This window comes from Vibrio sp. ArtGut-C1, from assembly GCF_002105475.1.
In the GTDB taxonomy this organism is placed as follows: domain Bacteria; phylum Pseudomonadota; class Gammaproteobacteria; order Enterobacterales; family Vibrionaceae; genus Vibrio; species Vibrio diabolicus.
On the sequence record NZ_NCTH01000028.1, the window covers coordinates 45051 to 62353 of the forward strand.

The 17303-nt window shown below is 45.2% G+C and carries 13 protein-coding genes and 1 pseudogene; 7 read left to right on the top strand and 7 right to left on the bottom strand.

Features of this window, described 5'->3' with window-relative positions:
* Nucleotides 1-34: 34 nt before the first annotated feature.
* Nucleotides 35-1396 (top strand): bifunctional UDP-N-acetylglucosamine diphosphorylase/glucosamine-1-phosphate N-acetyltransferase GlmU, encoded by a 1362-nt coding sequence (glmU, locus tag B7360_RS19705; protein WP_005394079.1) that lies wholly within the window; start codon nucleotides 35-37, stop codon nucleotides 1394-1396.
* Nucleotides 1397-1477: 81 nt separating this feature from the next.
* Here glmU and B7360_RS19710 read toward each other — a convergent pair whose 3' ends face one another.
* Nucleotides 1478-2218, bottom strand: a complete 741-nt coding sequence (locus B7360_RS19710) for an amino acid ABC transporter permease (RefSeq protein WP_031780374.1) — start codon at nucleotides 2216-2218, stop codon at nucleotides 1478-1480.
* A 115-nt stretch (nucleotides 2219-2333) separates the two neighbouring features.
* Between B7360_RS19710 and B7360_RS19715 the strand changes: the two genes are divergently transcribed.
* Nucleotides 2334-3110 (top strand): transporter substrate-binding domain-containing protein, encoded by a 777-nt coding sequence (locus tag B7360_RS19715; protein ID WP_085344406.1) that lies wholly within the window; start codon nucleotides 2334-2336, stop codon nucleotides 3108-3110.
* Between the two features lie 45 nt (nucleotides 3111-3155).
* Here the strand turns inward: B7360_RS19715 and punC are convergent, their stop codons facing one another.
* Nucleotides 3156-4361: a purine nucleoside transporter PunC gene (punC, locus tag B7360_RS19720; protein WP_031780373.1), complete on the bottom strand. Its 1206-nt coding sequence runs from the start codon at nucleotides 4359-4361 to the stop codon at nucleotides 3156-3158.
* Between the two features lie 152 nt (nucleotides 4362-4513).
* Here punC and punR point away from each other — a divergent pair, with 152 nt between their 5' ends.
* Nucleotides 4514-5416: a DNA-binding transcriptional activator PunR gene (gene punR, locus B7360_RS19725; RefSeq protein WP_005394068.1), complete on the top strand. Its 903-nt coding sequence runs from the start codon at nucleotides 4514-4516 to the stop codon at nucleotides 5414-5416.
* A 55-nt stretch (nucleotides 5417-5471) separates the two neighbouring features.
* Here the strand turns inward: punR and ilvA are convergent, their stop codons facing one another.
* From ilvA to ilvG, 5 genes are read right to left on the bottom strand one after another with little or no spacing between them, the layout of a single operon-like run.
* Complete coding sequence (gene ilvA / locus B7360_RS19730; RefSeq protein WP_085344407.1) at nucleotides 5472-7019, bottom strand: threonine ammonia-lyase, biosynthetic; 1548 nt, start codon at nucleotides 7017-7019, stop codon at nucleotides 5472-5474.
* 2 nt (nucleotides 7020-7021) lie between these two features.
* Nucleotides 7022-8863 (bottom strand): dihydroxy-acid dehydratase, encoded by a 1842-nt coding sequence (gene ilvD / locus B7360_RS19735; RefSeq protein WP_005394064.1) that lies wholly within the window; start codon nucleotides 8861-8863, stop codon nucleotides 7022-7024.
* Nucleotides 8864-8876: 13 nt separating this feature from the next.
* Nucleotides 8877-9815, bottom strand: coding sequence for a branched-chain-amino-acid transaminase (gene ilvE / locus B7360_RS19740; protein ID WP_005378953.1), 939 nt, complete (start codon nucleotides 9813-9815; stop codon nucleotides 8877-8879).
* A 12-nt stretch (nucleotides 9816-9827) separates the two neighbouring features.
* Complete coding sequence (gene ilvM / locus B7360_RS19745) at nucleotides 9828-10112, bottom strand: acetolactate synthase 2 small subunit (protein ID WP_005378958.1); 285 nt, start codon at nucleotides 10110-10112, stop codon at nucleotides 9828-9830.
* 11 nt (nucleotides 10113-10123) lie between these two features.
* Nucleotides 10124-11770, bottom strand: coding sequence for an acetolactate synthase 2 catalytic subunit (gene ilvG / locus B7360_RS19750; protein ID WP_085344408.1), 1647 nt, complete (start codon nucleotides 11768-11770; stop codon nucleotides 10124-10126).
* A gap of 464 nt (nucleotides 11771-12234) precedes the next feature.
* Here ilvG and B7360_RS24945 point away from each other — a divergent pair.
* From B7360_RS24945 to B7360_RS19770, 4 genes and pseudogenes are all read left to right on the top strand, one after another.
* A pseudogene (locus tag B7360_RS24945) lies at nucleotides 12235-12360 on the top strand (ATP-binding protein); the annotation flags it as partial.
* Between the two features lie 312 nt (nucleotides 12361-12672).
* Nucleotides 12673-13830 (top strand): site-specific integrase, encoded by a 1158-nt coding sequence (locus B7360_RS19760; RefSeq protein WP_216819533.1) that lies wholly within the window; start codon nucleotides 12673-12675, stop codon nucleotides 13828-13830.
* A 109-nt stretch (nucleotides 13831-13939) separates the two neighbouring features.
* Nucleotides 13940-16546, top strand: a complete 2607-nt coding sequence (locus B7360_RS19765; RefSeq protein WP_216819534.1) for a hypothetical protein — start codon at nucleotides 13940-13942, stop codon at nucleotides 16544-16546.
* The gene (locus tag B7360_RS19770; protein ID WP_085344411.1) at nucleotides 16530-17222 is read left to right on the top strand and encodes a hypothetical protein; all 693 of its coding nucleotides are present in this window, start codon (nucleotides 16530-16532) and stop codon (nucleotides 17220-17222) included. Before B7360_RS19765 ends, B7360_RS19770 begins: the two co-directional genes overlap by 17 nt.
* The last annotated feature ends 81 nt before the right edge of the window (nucleotides 17223-17303 follow it).

Genomic DNA, 17303 nt, shown 5'->3' on the forward strand with positions numbered 1-17303 from the left:
CGGCCAATTAACATAAAACGTCAATAGGTTCTCAATGAAATTCAGTGCTGTGATTCTTGCTGCGGGTAAAGGTACCCGTATGCATTCGAACATGCCTAAAGTGCTACACACTTTGGCAGGGAAGCCAATGGCAAAACATGTGATTGATACATGTACTGGTCTTGGTGCACAAAATATTCACTTAGTATTTGGTCACGGTGGTGATCAAATGCAAACCACTCTTGCTGAAGAGCCAGTAAACTGGGTGCTGCAAGCGGATCAGTTGGGGACTGGCCATGCAGTTGACCAAGCATCTCCTCGCTTCGAAGACGATGAGAAAATCCTCGTGCTTTATGGTGATGTGCCATTAATCTCAGCTGAAACCATCGAGAACTTGTTGGATGCTCAACCAACTGGTGGTATTGCACTGCTTACAGTGATGCTTGATAACCCAACAGGTTATGGTCGTATTATTCGTAAAAATGGTCCTGTTGTTGCGATCGTTGAGCAAAAAGATGCAACGGAAGAACAAAAACAAATTAAAGAGATCAACACGGGTGTCATGGTTGCGACTGGTGGGGATCTCAAGCGTTGGTTGTCTGGCTTAAACAACAACAACGCGCAAGGCGAATACTACCTAACTGACGTTATTGCAGCCGCACACGATGAAGGTCGTGCCGTTGAAGCTGTACACCCAGTCAATGCCATTGAGGTGGAAGGGGTCAACGACCGCGCACAGCTTGCTCGTCTAGAGCGTGCTTTCCAATCAATGCAAGCTCAGAAGCTACTAGAGCAAGGTGTGATGCTACGCGATCCAGCACGCTTTGATTTGCGTGGTGAGTTGCAGTGCGGTATGGACTGTGAAATTGACGTGAATGTTATCATTGAAGGTAAAGTATCACTCGGTGATAACGTGGTTATCGGTGCTGGCTGTGTACTGAAAGATTGCGAAATCGACGACAACACCATCGTTCGCCCTTACAGTGTGATTGAAGGTGCAACGGTTGGTGAAGAATGTACCGTTGGTCCATTTACTCGCCTTCGTCCTGGTGCTGAGATGCGTAACGATTCCCATGTGGGTAACTTCGTAGAAGTTAAAAATGCGCGTATCGGAGAAGGGTCAAAAGCGAACCACCTAACTTACCTTGGTGATGCTGAAATCGGTCAACGTACGAACATCGGTGCCGGTACGATTACTTGTAACTACGATGGTGCGAACAAGTTTAAAACCATCATCGGTAATGATGTATTTGTTGGTTCTGATAGTCAGCTGGTGGCTCCTGTCACTATCGCTGATGGCGCAACCATCGGTGCAGGCACGACGCTGACAAAAGATGTTGAAGAAGGCGAGTTAGTGATTACTCGCGTCAAAGAGCGCAAAATTAATGGCTGGCAACGCCCTGTAAAACAGAAATAAGCAGTACCTGCACTCTGTAGATATATTGTCAAAGCCGCTCAACAAGAGCGGCTTTGTTGTTTCTAGCTAAAGGCTTCATCGTTAGTAACTGGGAATGGCGATGCGTTTTTCGAGCCAACGAACGGCTTGGGATACGAATAGAATGAGCAACAAGTACTCCAAAACGAGGAAGGTATAAATCTCTAGGGGTAAGTACTCATTCACCACCAGCTCATTGGCACGGCGAGTGAGATCGCTCAAACCAATCACACTAACCAAAGAACTCATCTTCAGGATATACACAAATTGATTTCCCAATGGTGGGAGAATTTGTCGAAACGCTTGGGGAAGAATTACCAAGCGCATCTTTTGCCAATAGCTTAAGCCCAAAGATTCAGCCGCTTCATGCTGGCCACGGCTGATCGCTTGTATCCCACCGCGAAACACCTCCGCCATAAACGCACTCTCAGCAATGGTCAGTGCAATAACACCCGCCCAAAAGTGATTGAGTGAGACATCCAACAGCGTTGGCATGCCGTAATACACCCAAAGTAGTAAGACTAAAACAGGCACTGAACGGACTACCTCGACGTAAATGCGGTTGATCCACTTCAAGTAGGGAGAGTTCGACAGAGCCGGTAGGGCGATGATTAAACCTAATGTCATCGCAAATAACATACTGAGGAGTGATACTTGGATGGTGTCACTAAATCCGGCGATTAAAAACTTCAGATTGGTGAGTCCTTGCTCCGTAGAAGGATCGAGTACATACCAGCCCCATTGATAATCTGAGCAACCTGTGAGCAACAGCAGCGAAATCAGCCATAGAGTTCGAAAGGTCACATTTACTCCCTGAATTAACTAAAAAACTTCCATTGTTGCTGCTATGTTATCAATAGAGCTTTAATAAAGGTTAATCATTAAACCGTATAAGGTCATTATTTTTAAGGGAATAAAAATGAAAAAGATTTTACTAACGCTAGGAATGTGTTTACTTGCTGCAACTCAAATTGCTCATGCTGAAAGCCGTCTTCAATCCATTTTAGACAATGGTGTACTCCGTGTTGGAACGACGGGAGATTGGAATCCGATGACGATGAAAGACCCTGCAACCAACAGTTATCGTGGCTTTGATATCGACGTAACGACAGAGCTTGCTAAAGATCTCGGTGTAAAAGTAGAGTATGTAGCCACGGATTGGAAGACGTTAGTCAATGGCATTACCGCCAACAAATACGATATTACTGGCAGCGCGTCCCTGAATATGTCGCGCGCGAAAGTCGCTGGATACAGCCAACCGTATTTCTACCTTGCCTTTGTACCTGTTGTGCAAAAGAAAGATCTCGCCAAATTCTCTGATTGGGCAGATTTTAATACGCCTGATGTGAAAGTCGCGGCGACACTAGGAACGGTGCAAGAAAAAATGGTGAAAGAGTTTTTCCCGCTGGCTCAACACATTGTGATTGAAGCGCCAGCGCGCGACTTCCAAGAATTACTAGCTCGCAGGGCCGATGTATCGGTGACGTCCAATGTGGAAGCAGCGACGTTGGTGGACAAGTTTAAACAACTAGCGATAGTACCAGTGACCGCTCCGCGTAAACCGACACCAATTGCGATGCTGTTGCCGCAAGACGATCAAGTATGGATTAATTACATCAACCACTGGGTTGAGCTGAAAAAGACCCAAGGCTTTTTCAAGCTGACTGCCAAGAAGTGGGGGTTGAAAAGCTTATAAACAAAAAGAGCCGCATTACGCGGCTCTTTTTTATTATCTGAACAATTAAAGTTCGTCTTCACTCACTACACGAGCATTGTCTGGAGTCGTGAAGTGCTGAGACAATTCACGGTTAGATAAGATGTAACCCATCCAAAGACCACCCATACAGATGATGATTGCAACGCCCGTTACCATTTGAGCTTGGCTTGCCATTGCAGCAACTAATGCGCTTGATAGACTGCTCACAGTAATTTGTAAGCTGTTTTGCAGGCCTGCAGCTGTTGCAGGGCTTTGCTTAGCACTTGCCAACGCGCGGTTTACTACGATTGGGTATAGCGCACCATTGGCTACCGCAATTAAACAGAAAGGCGCTAGAATTGGCCAGATAGAAGACAGTTCCCATTGTGAGGCAATGAATATCATTATTGCCGCGACACTAAATAGTCCAATCAATTGACGTAGAACTTTTTCATCACCAAATTTACGAACGCCGACTTTACCCAAGTAACCACCAGCCATAAACGCGATAGTTTGTGGGATAAAGCTCAGACCAATGTCTTTGGCTTCGTAGCCCAGTTGCGCCATGATTTCTGGCATACCAGTTAGGTAAGCAAAGAATGCAGCCGAAGCCGTCGCAAACATAAACACGTTGCCAAGGTATTTTTTAGAGCTTAGCAGCGCTTTGATATCGGCAGACATACTGGTTTGTTTGATTTCTGCTTTCTCGTCTTTTTGGGCCATTGTCGCAAAGACCAAGAAGACACCAACTAGTGTTAGCGTAATAAAGATACTGTGCCAGCCGAAGTTATCTGCCAACACTACCCCTAATTGAGGTGCTAGTGCTGGTGATAGCGCGACTAACGGCATGATCGTTGCGAAAATTTGCTGACTGCTGCTTGAGTAGCGTTTAATGACCATGGCTTGCCAGATCACGGCTGGTGCACATACACCGATAGCTTGGATAAAGCGCAGTGTCAGTAGTTGCCATACTTGGTCACAGAAAGCCAAACCGAATGACGCGATAGTAAACAGCACTAACCCGGCTGCGAGTGTATTGCGGTGGCCAAATTTATCGGATGCCAATCCCCACATTAGCTGGCCAACCGCCATACCAACTAGGAATACTGTTAAAGAGAGCGCTATTTGCTCAGGGCCTGTTGCAAAGTCGATTTCCATCGCTTTGAATGCTGGCAGATACATATCGGTAGCAACGAAGCCAAGCATCGATAATGCTGCCAGATAAATGAGCTGTAGTTTTGATATTTTCATGATTCAACCAGTCAAATTATTTAATCATTTTTTAATCAACATCAGTTGGCGCCAACCCTGATTTATTTACCTTATTATTCTATTTTTCGATTTTAAGAAAATAAAACGCTAAAATTGTTGGTTATCAATCAAATTTTTTGAAAGGTTAAATCATGTTCTCTAAAGCGTCTCTGGAAATGCTGGATACGGTTGCCCGTTTAGGCAGTTTCACCGCTGCGGCTGAGGTGCTGCATAAAGTCCCTTCAGCCATCAGTTATGGAGTAAGGCAGGTCGAGCAAGATTTAGATGTGGTGCTGTTTCGACGCTTACCGAGGAAAGTGGAGTTAACTCCAGCAGGTGAACTTTTTATGGCTGAGGCTCGCTCTTTGCTGCGTCAAATGGAAGAGGTGAAAGCGCAAACACGCCGAGCAGCTCAAGGATGGAAGAGCACGTTAAAGCTGACCTTAGATAACGTGGTGAAGTTAGAGAAGCTCAAACCTTTGGTGGAAGATTTTTATCGCGAGTTTGAATTTGCTGAATTGCAGATCAATATGGAGGTCTTCAATGGTTCTTGGGAGGCTATAGCACAAGGACGAGCTGATATAGTCGTTGGAGCCACGTCTGCGGTTCCCGTTGGTGGGGATTTTGAAGTCAAAGATATGGGCGTATTGGATTGGGCATTTGTGATGTCTCCCGCTCATCCCTGTGTTCGCCAACAAGTGCTTACTGAAGAGTTTGTGAGTCAATTTCCGGCGATCTGCCTTGATGATACTTCGAACGTGCTGCCAAAGCGCCATACTGGCCATTATCCGCAACAACGCCGATTGTTACTACCCAACTGGTACAGTGCAATTGAATGTTTGAAAAATGGAGTTGGCGTGGGTTATATGCCACGTCATATTGCAACGCCACTGATCAATGATGGTGTGCTGGTGGAGAAGGTGATGCCAGATGATAAGCCGCTCAGTCATTGTTGCTTGGTCTGGCGCAAAGATGATAATCATAAATTGATCCAATGGATGGTGGATTATCTAGGATCGCCTAATCAACTACATCAAGATTGGTTACAGTCATAAAAAAACACCTCGCAATAGCGAGGTGTTTTATTTGATATGTTTGGAGCGTGGCGTTTTATGACAGGAAGAACTTGTAAGACGGGTTGTCTGTTTCGTCTTTGCATTGATAGCCAAGTTCGCGCAAATGTGCCGAAAATTGAGCTAAATCCCCTTCATCTAACTCGAAACCACATAAAACGCGTCCGTAGTCTGCACCGTGGTTACGGTAGTTGAACAAGCTAATATTCCAATGGGTACCAAGAGTGCTTAAGAATTTCAGCAAGGCACCTGGGTACTCTGGAAATTCAAAGCTGTAGAGTCGCTCTTTGAGTTGCTTCGATGGCTTCCCGCCGATCATGTAGCGAACGTGTAGCTTCGCCATTTCATCGTCAGAAAGGTCAACCACCGGATAGCCACCTTCACGTAGATCGTGAATGATGTTTTCCAACTCTTCTTGACCACCTTGCAGACGAACACCGACAAAGATATTAGCGAGTTCGTCATCGTTATAACGATAGTTAAACTCCGTAACTGCACGGCCGCCAATCAAGTTACAGAACTCAAAGAATGCTCCTTGGCGTTCAGGGATCGTCACTGCCAATAAACCTTCACGTTTTTCACCAAGCTCACAGCGCTCAGAAACATAGCGTAACCCGTGGAAGTTGGTGTTTGCGCCAGACAGTACCGTACCTAGGTTTTTGTCTTTCAGCTTGTTCTGTTCAGTAAATTTCTTCAGCCCCGCCAGAGCAAGCGCACCCGAAGGCTCAGCAATCGCACGGGTATCTTCAAAGATGTCTTTTACGGCTGCGCAGATTTCATCACTAGAGACCGCAATATGGCCATCAATGTACTTTTGACACAGACGGAAAGTCTCTTCACCAATGCGTTTTACTGCGACGCCATCGGCAAACATGCTGACTTGGTCTAGTACCACAGGTTCACCAGCATCCAGCGCGGCTTTTAGACAAGATGAGTCTTCCGGCTCTACGGCAATGACTTTGATTTCTGGCATTAACTGCTTCACGAGTACCGCAACACCAGCGGCCAAACCGCCGCCACCGACAGGAACAAAGATGTAATCAAGGTGACCATTTTGCTGTAGCATTTCCATACCGATGGTGCCTTGACCTGCGATCACCAGTGGGTGATCAAAGGGGGGTACAAAAGTATAGCTATATTGCTCTGACAAACGTTCGGCTTCTGCTTTTGCTTCATCAAAGTTGCTGCCGTGTAGTACCACATTGCCACCAAAGCTGCGTACTGCGTCGACTTTGATATCCGGCGTGGTCTTTGGCATCACTATGGTGGTTTTGATGCCCAGCTTAGTGCCAGACAGCGCCATGCCTTGAGCGTGGTTACCTGCCGATGCTGCGATGACACCAGCGGCTTTCTGCGCTTCAGATAAACTCGCCACCATGTTGTATGCACCGCGCAATTTGAACGAGTGCACGGGTTGGCGATCTTCACGCTTGATCTGCACATTATTCCCGATACGTGCAGATAAACGAGGCATTTCTTGCAGTGGCGTCACTGTTGCTACTTCATAAACAGGTGCGCGGAGGATTTGGCGCAGATAGTCTGCGCCAGTTTGATTTACTTTCTTTTCGGGTTGAGATTCCATCATTGCTAGCCCTCTAGCTTCGACTTGTCTCGTACTGCACCCTTGTCAGCACTGGTGGCCATGCTCGCGTACGCTTTAAGTGCAAAGGAAACTTCTCTTTGACGATCAACAGGTTTCCAGCCAAGTTCGTCTTGTTTTGCACGGCGCTCTGCAAGTTCCTGTTCAGACACTTCGAGTGAAATTGAACGGTTCGGAATATCAATCGCGATCATATCGCCCGGTTTCACCAGTCCAATAGCACCGCCGTTAGCGGCTTCAGGAGAAGCATGGCCGATAGAGAGTCCTGATGTACCACCAGAGAAGCGACCGTCAGTCAGCAGTGCACATTCTTTACCAAGGCCCATCGATTTTAGGTAAGTGGTTGGGTAAAGCATTTCTTGCATGCCCGGACCACCTTTAGGGCCCTCGTAACGGATAACAACCACGTCACCTGCTTTGACTTTGCCACCCAAGATGCCTTCCACCGCATCTTCTTGGCTCTCAAATACCACAGCTGGACCAGTGAACTTAAGAATGCTTTCATCAACACCGGCTGTCTTAACGATACAGCCATCCAATGCGATGTTGCCTGATAGAACGGCTAGGCCACCTTCTTGGCTGAAGGCGTTGTCTTTCGCGCGAATACAACCTTCTGCACGGTCGTCATCAAGGCGATCCCAACGACAATCTTGCGAGAACGCTTGGGTGGTACGAATACCAGCCGGACCGGCACGGTAGAACTTAAGTACTTCTTCGTCTTCCGTTTGGATGATGTCGTATTTTGCCAACTGCTCTTTCATTGAAAGACCCAGTACGGTGCGAGCATCATTGTGCAGTAGACCAGCACGATCCAATTCACCAAGAATCGCCATTACGCCACCTGCGCGGTGTACGTCTTCCATGTGATATTTCTGGGTAGATGGTGCCACTTTACATAGGTGTGGTACTTGACGTGATAGGCGATCGATATCTTCCATATCGAAATCCACTTCACCTTCTTGCGCCGCGGCCAGTAGGTGCAGAATGGTGTTGGTTGAGCCACCCATGGCGATATCCAGTGCCATTGCATTTTCGAAGGCATCATAAGTTGCAATGTTGCGTGGCAACGCGGATTCGTCATCTTGCTCGTAGTAACGGCGAGTCAGTTCAACAATGCGTCTGCCCGCGTTAAGGAATAGTTGTTCACGATCAGCGTGAGTCGCCAGCATAGAACCGTTGCCCGGCTGAGAAAGACCCAGCGCTTCCGTTAGACAGTTCATCGAGTTTGCCGTGAACATGCCTGAACACGATCCACAGGTTGGACATGCGCTGCGTTCGATCTGTTCGCTTTGCTCATCAGACACTTTTGGATCCGCACCTTGGATCATCGCATCAACAAGGTCTAGTTTGATGATCTGATCAGAAAGCTTGGTTTTACCCGCTTCCATTGGACCACCAGAAACAAAGATAACAGGGATGTTAAGACGCATAGATGCCATCAACATTCCCGGAGTGATTTTGTCACAGTTAGAGATACATACCATGGCATCGGCACAGTGCGCGTTGACCATGTATTCTACTGAGTCTGCGATCAGTTCGCGTGAAGGCAGTGAGTACAGCATGCCGCCGTGACCCATTGCGATACCATCATCAACCGCGATGGTGTTGAATTCTTTCGCAATACCGCCAGCTTTTTCGATTTCGCGTGCTACAAGCTGACCCATGTCTTTCAGGTGTACGTGACCCGGAACAAATTGAGTAAACGAGTTTACAACGGCGATGATTGGTTTACCGAAGTCTTCTTCTTTCACACCCGTTGCACGCCACAGTGCTCGTGCACCCGCCATGTTACGACCATGTGTGGTGGTAGCTGATCTATATTTTGGCATTTCCTAATCCTTCTTACTTCTGTTCTGGGTACACATAGTCTAACCAGCCCCACTTATCTTCCGTGGTGCCGTCAAATAGGCCAAAGTAGGCTGCTTGTAGTTCTTTAGTGATAGGGCCGCGCTTACCAGTGCCCACTTCAATTTTGTCGATGGTTGCAACTGGCACAATTTCAGCCGCAGTACCTGTCATGAAGACTTCATCGGCAAGGTAAAGGGCTTCACGAGCAATGTTAGCTTCACGTACTTCGTAGCCTTTATCGCGTGCAATCGTCATGATCGAATCACGAGTGATGCCCGGCAGAATCGCGCTGGTTGCTGGTGGTGTGGTGATCACGCCATCTTTGATAACGAAGATGTTTTCGCCAGCCCCTTCAGATAGGTAACCATCAACGCTCAGTGCGATACCTTCGTCGTATCCGTGACGACGGGCTTCACCGCCAACCAGTAGTGAAGATAGGTAGTTACCGCCGGCCTTAGCTGCTGTCGGGATGGTGTTTGGTGCCGCGCGGTTCCAGCTTGAAATCATCGCATCCACGCCTTTCTCTAGCGCTTCTTCGCCTAAGTAAGAGCCCCAAGGGAATGCCGCAATGATTAGATCCATTTCAGTGCCAACTGGTGGACACACGCCCAAACCGACATTACCCACAAAACCCAATGGGCGAATGTAGGCGCTATCGAGTTTGTTTTGGCGCAGTGTTTCGCGGGTCGCTTCCATTATTTCTTCTACAGAAAAAGGGATCGGGAAACGGTAAATCTTGGCGGAATCTTTTAAACGTTGTGCATGCTCACGGTGACGGAAGACAATTGGGCCTTTTGGTGTGTTATAACAGCGCACGCCTTCAAACACGGATGTACCATAATGCATTGCGTGAGTTAGAACGTGAACGTTCGCCTCTGCCCATGGAACCATCTCACCATTAAACCAAATGAAATCTGCAGTTTTCGTTGCCATTTGTTGCCTTCCTTATGCACTTACGTGTTGTTGTAAGTTGTGATTTGGCAGTTCATCGTTGCGGATTTTTAGCACCTCAACCTTACGAACGTCCCACAACTTCTCTATTTGATTGATCAAAAACGAGATTGGTCGATCGCTGTCGACGATGATCTCGACGCTGGCTACTTTACTTTCATGGTTTTGCGTAGCAGCGACTTGTTTGATCACGAAGCCTCGGTGACGAATCACACGTAGAACGCGCTCCAACAGTACCGGTTTGTCATCGGCTTTGATGTCGAGTAAATATCTGTCCATGCGATTGCCTCCTATGTATTTTCCAACATATCACTGTTTGATGCGCCAGGTGGCACCAATGGCCACACGTTTTCTTCTTCATCAATCAAAACGTGAAGCATGTAAGAAGTTTCACTCGCTAGCATCTCTTTCAGCGCTGGTTCGACTTCTTCTTTCTTGGTGATGGCTTTGCCCGGAATGTCGAAGGCTTTTGCCAACATCACGAAATCTGGGTTGTCATCAAGAATGGTTTCACTGTGGCGACCGTCGAAAAACAGCGACTGCCATTGGCGAACCATGCCAAGACGTTGGTTATTAAGAAGGACAATCTTCACTGGAATCTGACGACGCTTCAGCGTGCCCAATTCCTGCACGTTCATCATAAATGAACCGTCACCTGTAATAAGGATAGACTGATCATCAGGACGTGCGACTGCTGCCCCCATCGCTGCTGGCAAGCCAAAGCCCATGGTGCCAAGGCCAGCAGAAGTGATGAAATTTTGTGGTTCGCGTGGCTGGATATGTTGCGCTGCCCACATCTGGTGCTGACCTACATCAGTCGAGACAATTGAGCTGTCTGGCATCATGTCTGACAGTTGTTTAAGCAATAGAGGTGCGTAGATTAACTCGCCCGGGTGGTCGTAACGCCACTTAAAGCCGCTGCGCAGACTTTCACTGTGATGAACCCACGGTGAGATATCTTGAGTCAGCTCTAGCTGAGGAAGAATGGTGTTGATGTCGCCACGCAATGGTGCGTTGGCGTGGCGCAGTTTATGAATTTCTGCGGCATCAATGTCGATGTGAATCACTTTCGCATTTGGTGCAAACGTGTCGAGCTTACCCGTCACACGGTCATCAAAGCGTGCGCCAACCACGATCAATAGATCGGCTTCTTGAACCACTAGGTTAGCGGCTTTGGTGCCGTGCATGCCCAACATACCAAGATAGTGAGGGTCATGGCGTTCAATGGTACCGAGGCCTTTTAGTGTGCTAACTGCTGGCATTGGGTTTAAGCGAAGGAATTCGCGTACTGCATCGGTTGCTTTCGCGAGTTGCACGCCACCACCAACATACAACACTGGGCGAGTTGAGGCTGCCAGTACATCTTGTGCGCGCTTAATGTCTTCAGCGCTGACATCTTCGATTGCAGGCGCTACGTATGGAGGCAGTAGATCTGTTGGGGTTTGAGCCAGTTGAACGTCTTTGGCGATATCGACAATGACTGGACCCGGACGACCCGTTTTGGCCACTTCAAACGCTTCGGCTAGCGTTGGCGCCAGGTCTTCAATTTCGGTCACGAGATAGCTGTGCTTAGTACAGGCTAGGGACATTCCGATCACATCCATTTCTTGGAATGCATCGGTACCGATATGAGAGCTAGCAACCTGGCCTGTGATGGCAACTAGAGGTACGGAGTCAAGGAAAGCGTCGGCAAGGCCGGTAACAAGGTTAGTGGCTCCTGGGCCGGAAGTTGCCATGCATACGGCAACGTCTTGTGTGGAACGAGCCATACCGATGGCGGCCATGGCGGCTCCTTGCTCATGACGGCATAGGATGTGCTCCACCCCTCCGTCATACAAAGCATCGTAGATTGGCATGATGGCCCCGCCAGGGTAGCCAAAAACGGTTTCGATGCCTTGCTGTCTTAAAGCGGCTACGACAAGTTGTGCACCAGTCATCGTAAACCTCCTTTGCTACGTTGTGGCTCGTAGCGATTGCCATATTTATTGCACTTCATGTGCACTCCCATTCTTCCCGTTAAACTGTCCGAGGGTTAGACAGATGACAACTTGTAGTTGTAAAAAAACCCCCGGACTTTTCAGTGCGGGGGTCTTTTGTAATTTGTGGTTACCTTTCGCCCACAATACCCCGCGCGGTGCCAATAATGACCACGATAATCAGGGCTAGCAGTGCGTTGATATGAGCGAAAAGGTTCATCTGTCTGTCGTTCTTTTTTCGTTAAAAAATGTTGTGTAATGTTCTACGAAATTGTTTGCGTCATTAGTGGTATCACACAATTCCGCTGCATGACAAGCAAAAAGTCATTCTTTTTTCACATTAACTCTCAATTGGGACGCGGTATATAACATAACCAACTAGATAAAACATTTGTTTACAGAGTGTTCAATAAATTGAGGAACGTATGGGGCTGGCAATCATTCATAGTCGAGCAAGCGTCGGGGTGCAAGCGCCATCGGTTAGTGTAGAAGTTCATATTAGCAATGGTATGCCCGGGTTTACCTTGGTAGGGCTGCCAGAGACGACGGTAATAGTCACATCTATCTAATTTTGGTATTAATTGCATATTAACTTTTTGTTTATATTGTTACATTATTAATGTATTAAACGGATATAAATGGACAGTACGATGATCTCTATTATCCAAACACGCTTGGACCTTGGAGCACTGCCATCTCTTAGTGATGAATTCCTTGAGGTTGGCGATGGTCACAAAATCCGACAAGTTACTCACCAGCGAGAACATGTTGTTGATAAATTCCCTCTCCTAGTGAGTGATACCAGGTTACATGATTGCTTGGAAGTAAACCTATTCCTTGAGTATCGCTACAAAGGTAAGTTTTTGAGCCCCAAAAAAGGAGGGCAAAAAAACCTTCTAGGTGGAGTTACAGTAAAAACTATCAGGAGTATTGCTAATTCTCTAAAGGTATTTTTGACTTGGCTGGAAAGGTCGAATATCGAGTGGAAAGAGTTATATGCTGTCTCCGCTTCAAACAAAGCAAAGGAGTGGTTGCCACCTTACAGGTTTCGATCTCACTTAATCGAGCTAATCAAAGAGCATAAGTTATCTCTTAATACGGCTAATTTATACATATCCCACGTGCGTCAGTTGTATGAATGGGCTTGGCAAACAAAACGCATAGAAAAGTTGCCGTTTCAATACACGAACAAAGTGATCAAAAAGCGACGTACAGACGCTGATTTTGATTTGATCTTCACTTCATTTACTCATGATCGTGGTATTGAAATCCAATCCAACGATCTAACTATTCCTCGTAAACATCAGCAAAAGAAACTTGTATTAAATGAAAGACTTGCTCCGTTTAACCAAAATGAACTAAAGAACTTTTATTCGACAGCCTACATGCAAGCTGAATCTCGTCAGTTGTGGGCTGATTTGGCTCTACTATGCGGCTTACGAGCATTTGAAGTGACATTACTCAGGGAGACTGAAATAGTCGATATTGATTTGGATGAAACTAAAGTTTATGCCGTTGATATTTTGGGTAAGTTAAATAAATACCGACAGATTCTCATACCTCGCTCCCTGATGAGCCGCTTGTGGGAATATAAGAACTCCCCAGAAAGAATGAAGCGAGCAGCAAAATGGGACAGCAAACATACTGATATCGATAAACCGCTGTTCATTAATCGTTCTGGTGAACGCTTGAACGAAGGCTCAATCACAAACATTACATCCATCGCAGCAATGGAGTTGCTCAATCATAAAATAAAGCTGGATCGATCTTTTCATGACTTACGCTCAACTTTTGCAACGTCGTTAGCGCGTTTCCTGTTAGAAAATCACTTACCGCTTGGCTTCATTCAATACAAGCTTATGTCTTTACTTGGACACGCCAATTTTTCTACGACACAAAAGTATATCGACTTAGCTCGAACCATGACCTATGACAAGCGAATGAAATCTTGGGTTGAGGCGGTATTTGGTGGGTTAGAACAAGAATTGGCTGTGGAAGCGAAAAAGGTAGAGATAGGTTAATTCATTTATGCTTTTGACATCTAGCGAGACTAATAATATTAGATTGGACCGTATATTCAAGCACAGTGAGTGCTTGGGAAATGACATTACAACTTGTTATCAGAGATTAATGAGTAACCCCAAAAAATGGGGGAAATCACAAGCAACAATCGCAAACTATATTCGAATTCTCTCCGTGAATATTGATAACTTAGTGAAACACCTTGAGAAGGAATCTTTAATGATGTTGCTTGAGCACGGGGTAGCGGCGCTTAAAGAAACGAAGGTTTGGAGCAACCTTGAATATACCGCACTCAATTCGAGCAAACGCTACGGTAACGGCATTAAAAATGCGTTTTTGATGCTCTTTAGGGCATTTTATGATAACCCGAGCCTACAACCACCAAGTAAAATCGATCTTAAAGGTTATGTGACGGACATCGCGAAGTTGTACCGTGCTTCAGATGTACTTTGCTATCATTATCGTGCGTTTTTATTGTATTTGGTAAGCAGTGAACGTTCCCAGAAATCGCTTCGTGATATCAAAGCGAGTACTCATGTAACATTGGTTCAGCTTCTGAAAAATGAAGATTATCGCAGAATATTAGGTGAGCACGGTTTTGGAGCATTTTCCATTAATGATGCTCTTTGGCGAGATGCTACCAGAATGGACAGATACAACTCAGTCCATTTCCATTTAATGTTGTCACACTATGACAGCAAAGCGTTTGAACGAAAATGTATATTTGTCAGAGATAAATATGAAGTCGATCTTACTGACTTGTATCGCACCTCACCGGCAATCTATCAAGATCTTAAAAGCTTCTCAAGAATCATCGGTCATTCAGTTGGAGCACACTTAAAAATAAATAGTGTTAGAGATAGGTTTTCGTCTTTCAAGAGAGCACTTCCTTCTCTGCAAGCGGCACTCACAAAAGAAATGAACAAAGTGCTATTGAATGAAGGGATTATAGTACTTGTTCGCGTTGATGGCCTTCTGAGAGAGCTCTACCATAATAAAAAGCTTCCTACTCAAACATTCTTGTTACTTCATGAGATTTGTCGATGTATTTACCCTGACAAAACGCCAGATTTAAGTTCTTTTCGTGATAATTTGTTGTCATTCCCTAATGTTGATCGTAATCGCGAACTTCTGTGTGACTTCTCAAGTATCAAGGCGATATCTGAACGTATGTACGGTGACTTTGTTGATTTTCTGGGTAAACGAAAACTTGATATTGAACAGAAGCATTATTCAATGGTAAGTGTTTATCACAACTATCAGCAAATTAAGTCACTGGTGAATAAATATTCTGAGACGTTTAACCCTGAACATCTACAGCTATTGAGAGAACATGGCATTCAAGGGTTTGGGGTTAATGGTGGATTGGTACAAAAGCATTTGTTAGCTGAGCTACAGTCAGACGTCAACGAGAATTCACTGAACAGAAGAACGGCCCACACTTATCGAAGTAGTTTTATCTGGCTAATGCGAGAGTTCAGTATCTCGCTTCACGATGCTTACCCTATCAAAGTATCAAGAGCAGTAAGGCACAATCAGCGCTTAAAAACAGATGACTTTTACACGGAAGCTCAATGCCGAGAAATTGCTTTTTTTATTGAAACGTTATTGCGTGATGAAAAAATAAGTTTGTATTACAAAATACTACTTCATTTTGGAAAAGTGGTGTTGAAAACGGGATGGAATATCAGCCCATTACTGAACCTTGAGTGTGATGATATTGTTGAAGTTGAATCTCCAATCACCAACAGAAGTGAGTACGCAGTAGTACTTCAAAAAGCAAGGGGAGGTTATCGAAATGACACTTATATGTTTGATAATCGTGGATTGAAAAATCAAGCATTAAAGAGTGCCATTACTGACATCTTGGAAGTTCGCGATAATTTGACTAAAGGTATCAGGACGAAAACTAAACATTGTAACTTTGTTTTTATTTATCCACGTAATGGTGAGGTTTCAAAGTTAGAATATGCTCAAGTAAAATATCTATCGACAATACTAAAAAGAGCGGGTTGCTGCACCCCTTTTGTCGCTCAAAAAATCCGCCGAGGCGGAGTTAATCATATATATCGCAAAGTTCAAAAGAACATCAAAGAGTATACCGGTACCATCAGTCACTCGTTTAGTGTTTTCGAGTCCAATTACTTGAGGCTTAATGCTGATGAATCTCGTTATTCTCTCAGTCAAGCAACTAAGATCATGGAGGATTACTTTACAGGCAAAGAAATTTCTTCAGATATTCATATTATTACGGACCTTTCTACAAATCAGACTCAAGTCGTACCAACAGGAGCCTGTGCCGCAAAGGTAAATAGCAGTGAAGCGGAAAGGTACAGCAAAGAGCATTATAAACTCCATAGTGAAAGCAATGGCTCTCGATTATGTGCGGATTTCTTAAGTTGTGTTTGGTGTCAATATTTTCGAATCGTCCTTGATTCAGAGCATGTTTGGAAGCTACTGAGTTATAAGCATTACATATTACAGAATATGTCGATGTCGGTATTAGAGTTTGACGATACTAATCATCAGCGGACAAGCATTCAAGTGTTGAAGCAACGTGTCGATGACATCGTTGAACATTTAAGAGCAAGAGATACGAAAGTGGTGAATGATGGTTTCATGCTGTTAGAAAAGCATGGGATCCACCCTGATTGGGAATTTGCTTGCCCATCAATGGCGGCAGTGAAAGGAGCACTTAATGGCAGAGCTGAGTAAGGTAATTAGCAGTATTATTGATATAGAAACGCGGATCACCATTAAAAACCTTTCCGCCATTGAGATTGAAGAGTTAGCACCACTGGTTCTATGGCGAAACAATCATTCAGGTGCAGAGTTGATGGCATTCGGAGGAAACCACTTTAAACCTTTTCCACGAGAGAGAGCGGTTGTTATCGATACTGGTTCTGTGTTTTTTGATTACGAACTTAAGGCGATTCTCATTGCCGCGCTTCATTTAGGGACCGTTGAAGGAGGTACACCGTACAAATGGAAAACGGTTGTAAGTCGAGTTCGAACCCTAAAGACATTTAGTCAATTCTTGCAAGCACGAAAGCTTTCAAGTTTTCGTGAATTAAATGACATACCAGAGCTAAAGCTTCGAACCATTCTAAGAGACTTTCTCTATAAGTCTAAAAATCAAGGAGGAATGGATCTAAAATGCTATACATCAGTGGCGAAGACGGTGCGAGAAGGAATTAAGTTTCTTTTCATTTATGAATTGGTAAGCCCTTCTCTTCTGAGTCGACTCATTGATGAGTTAACCTTGGTAAAAATCACCAAGCATGAAGATGAACATCGATTAAAGCATTCGATTATCCCTACGAATATAATGAAATCAATGATTGCAAAATCAAATGATTATATTCAAAAAGTCAAAGCTGTAGTGGCATAGTGAATTTGGCCACCTGATTAAGAGGTGATGTATGATCATCTCGATACTAAAACAGGTGACATTATGACTAAGCGTGAAAGA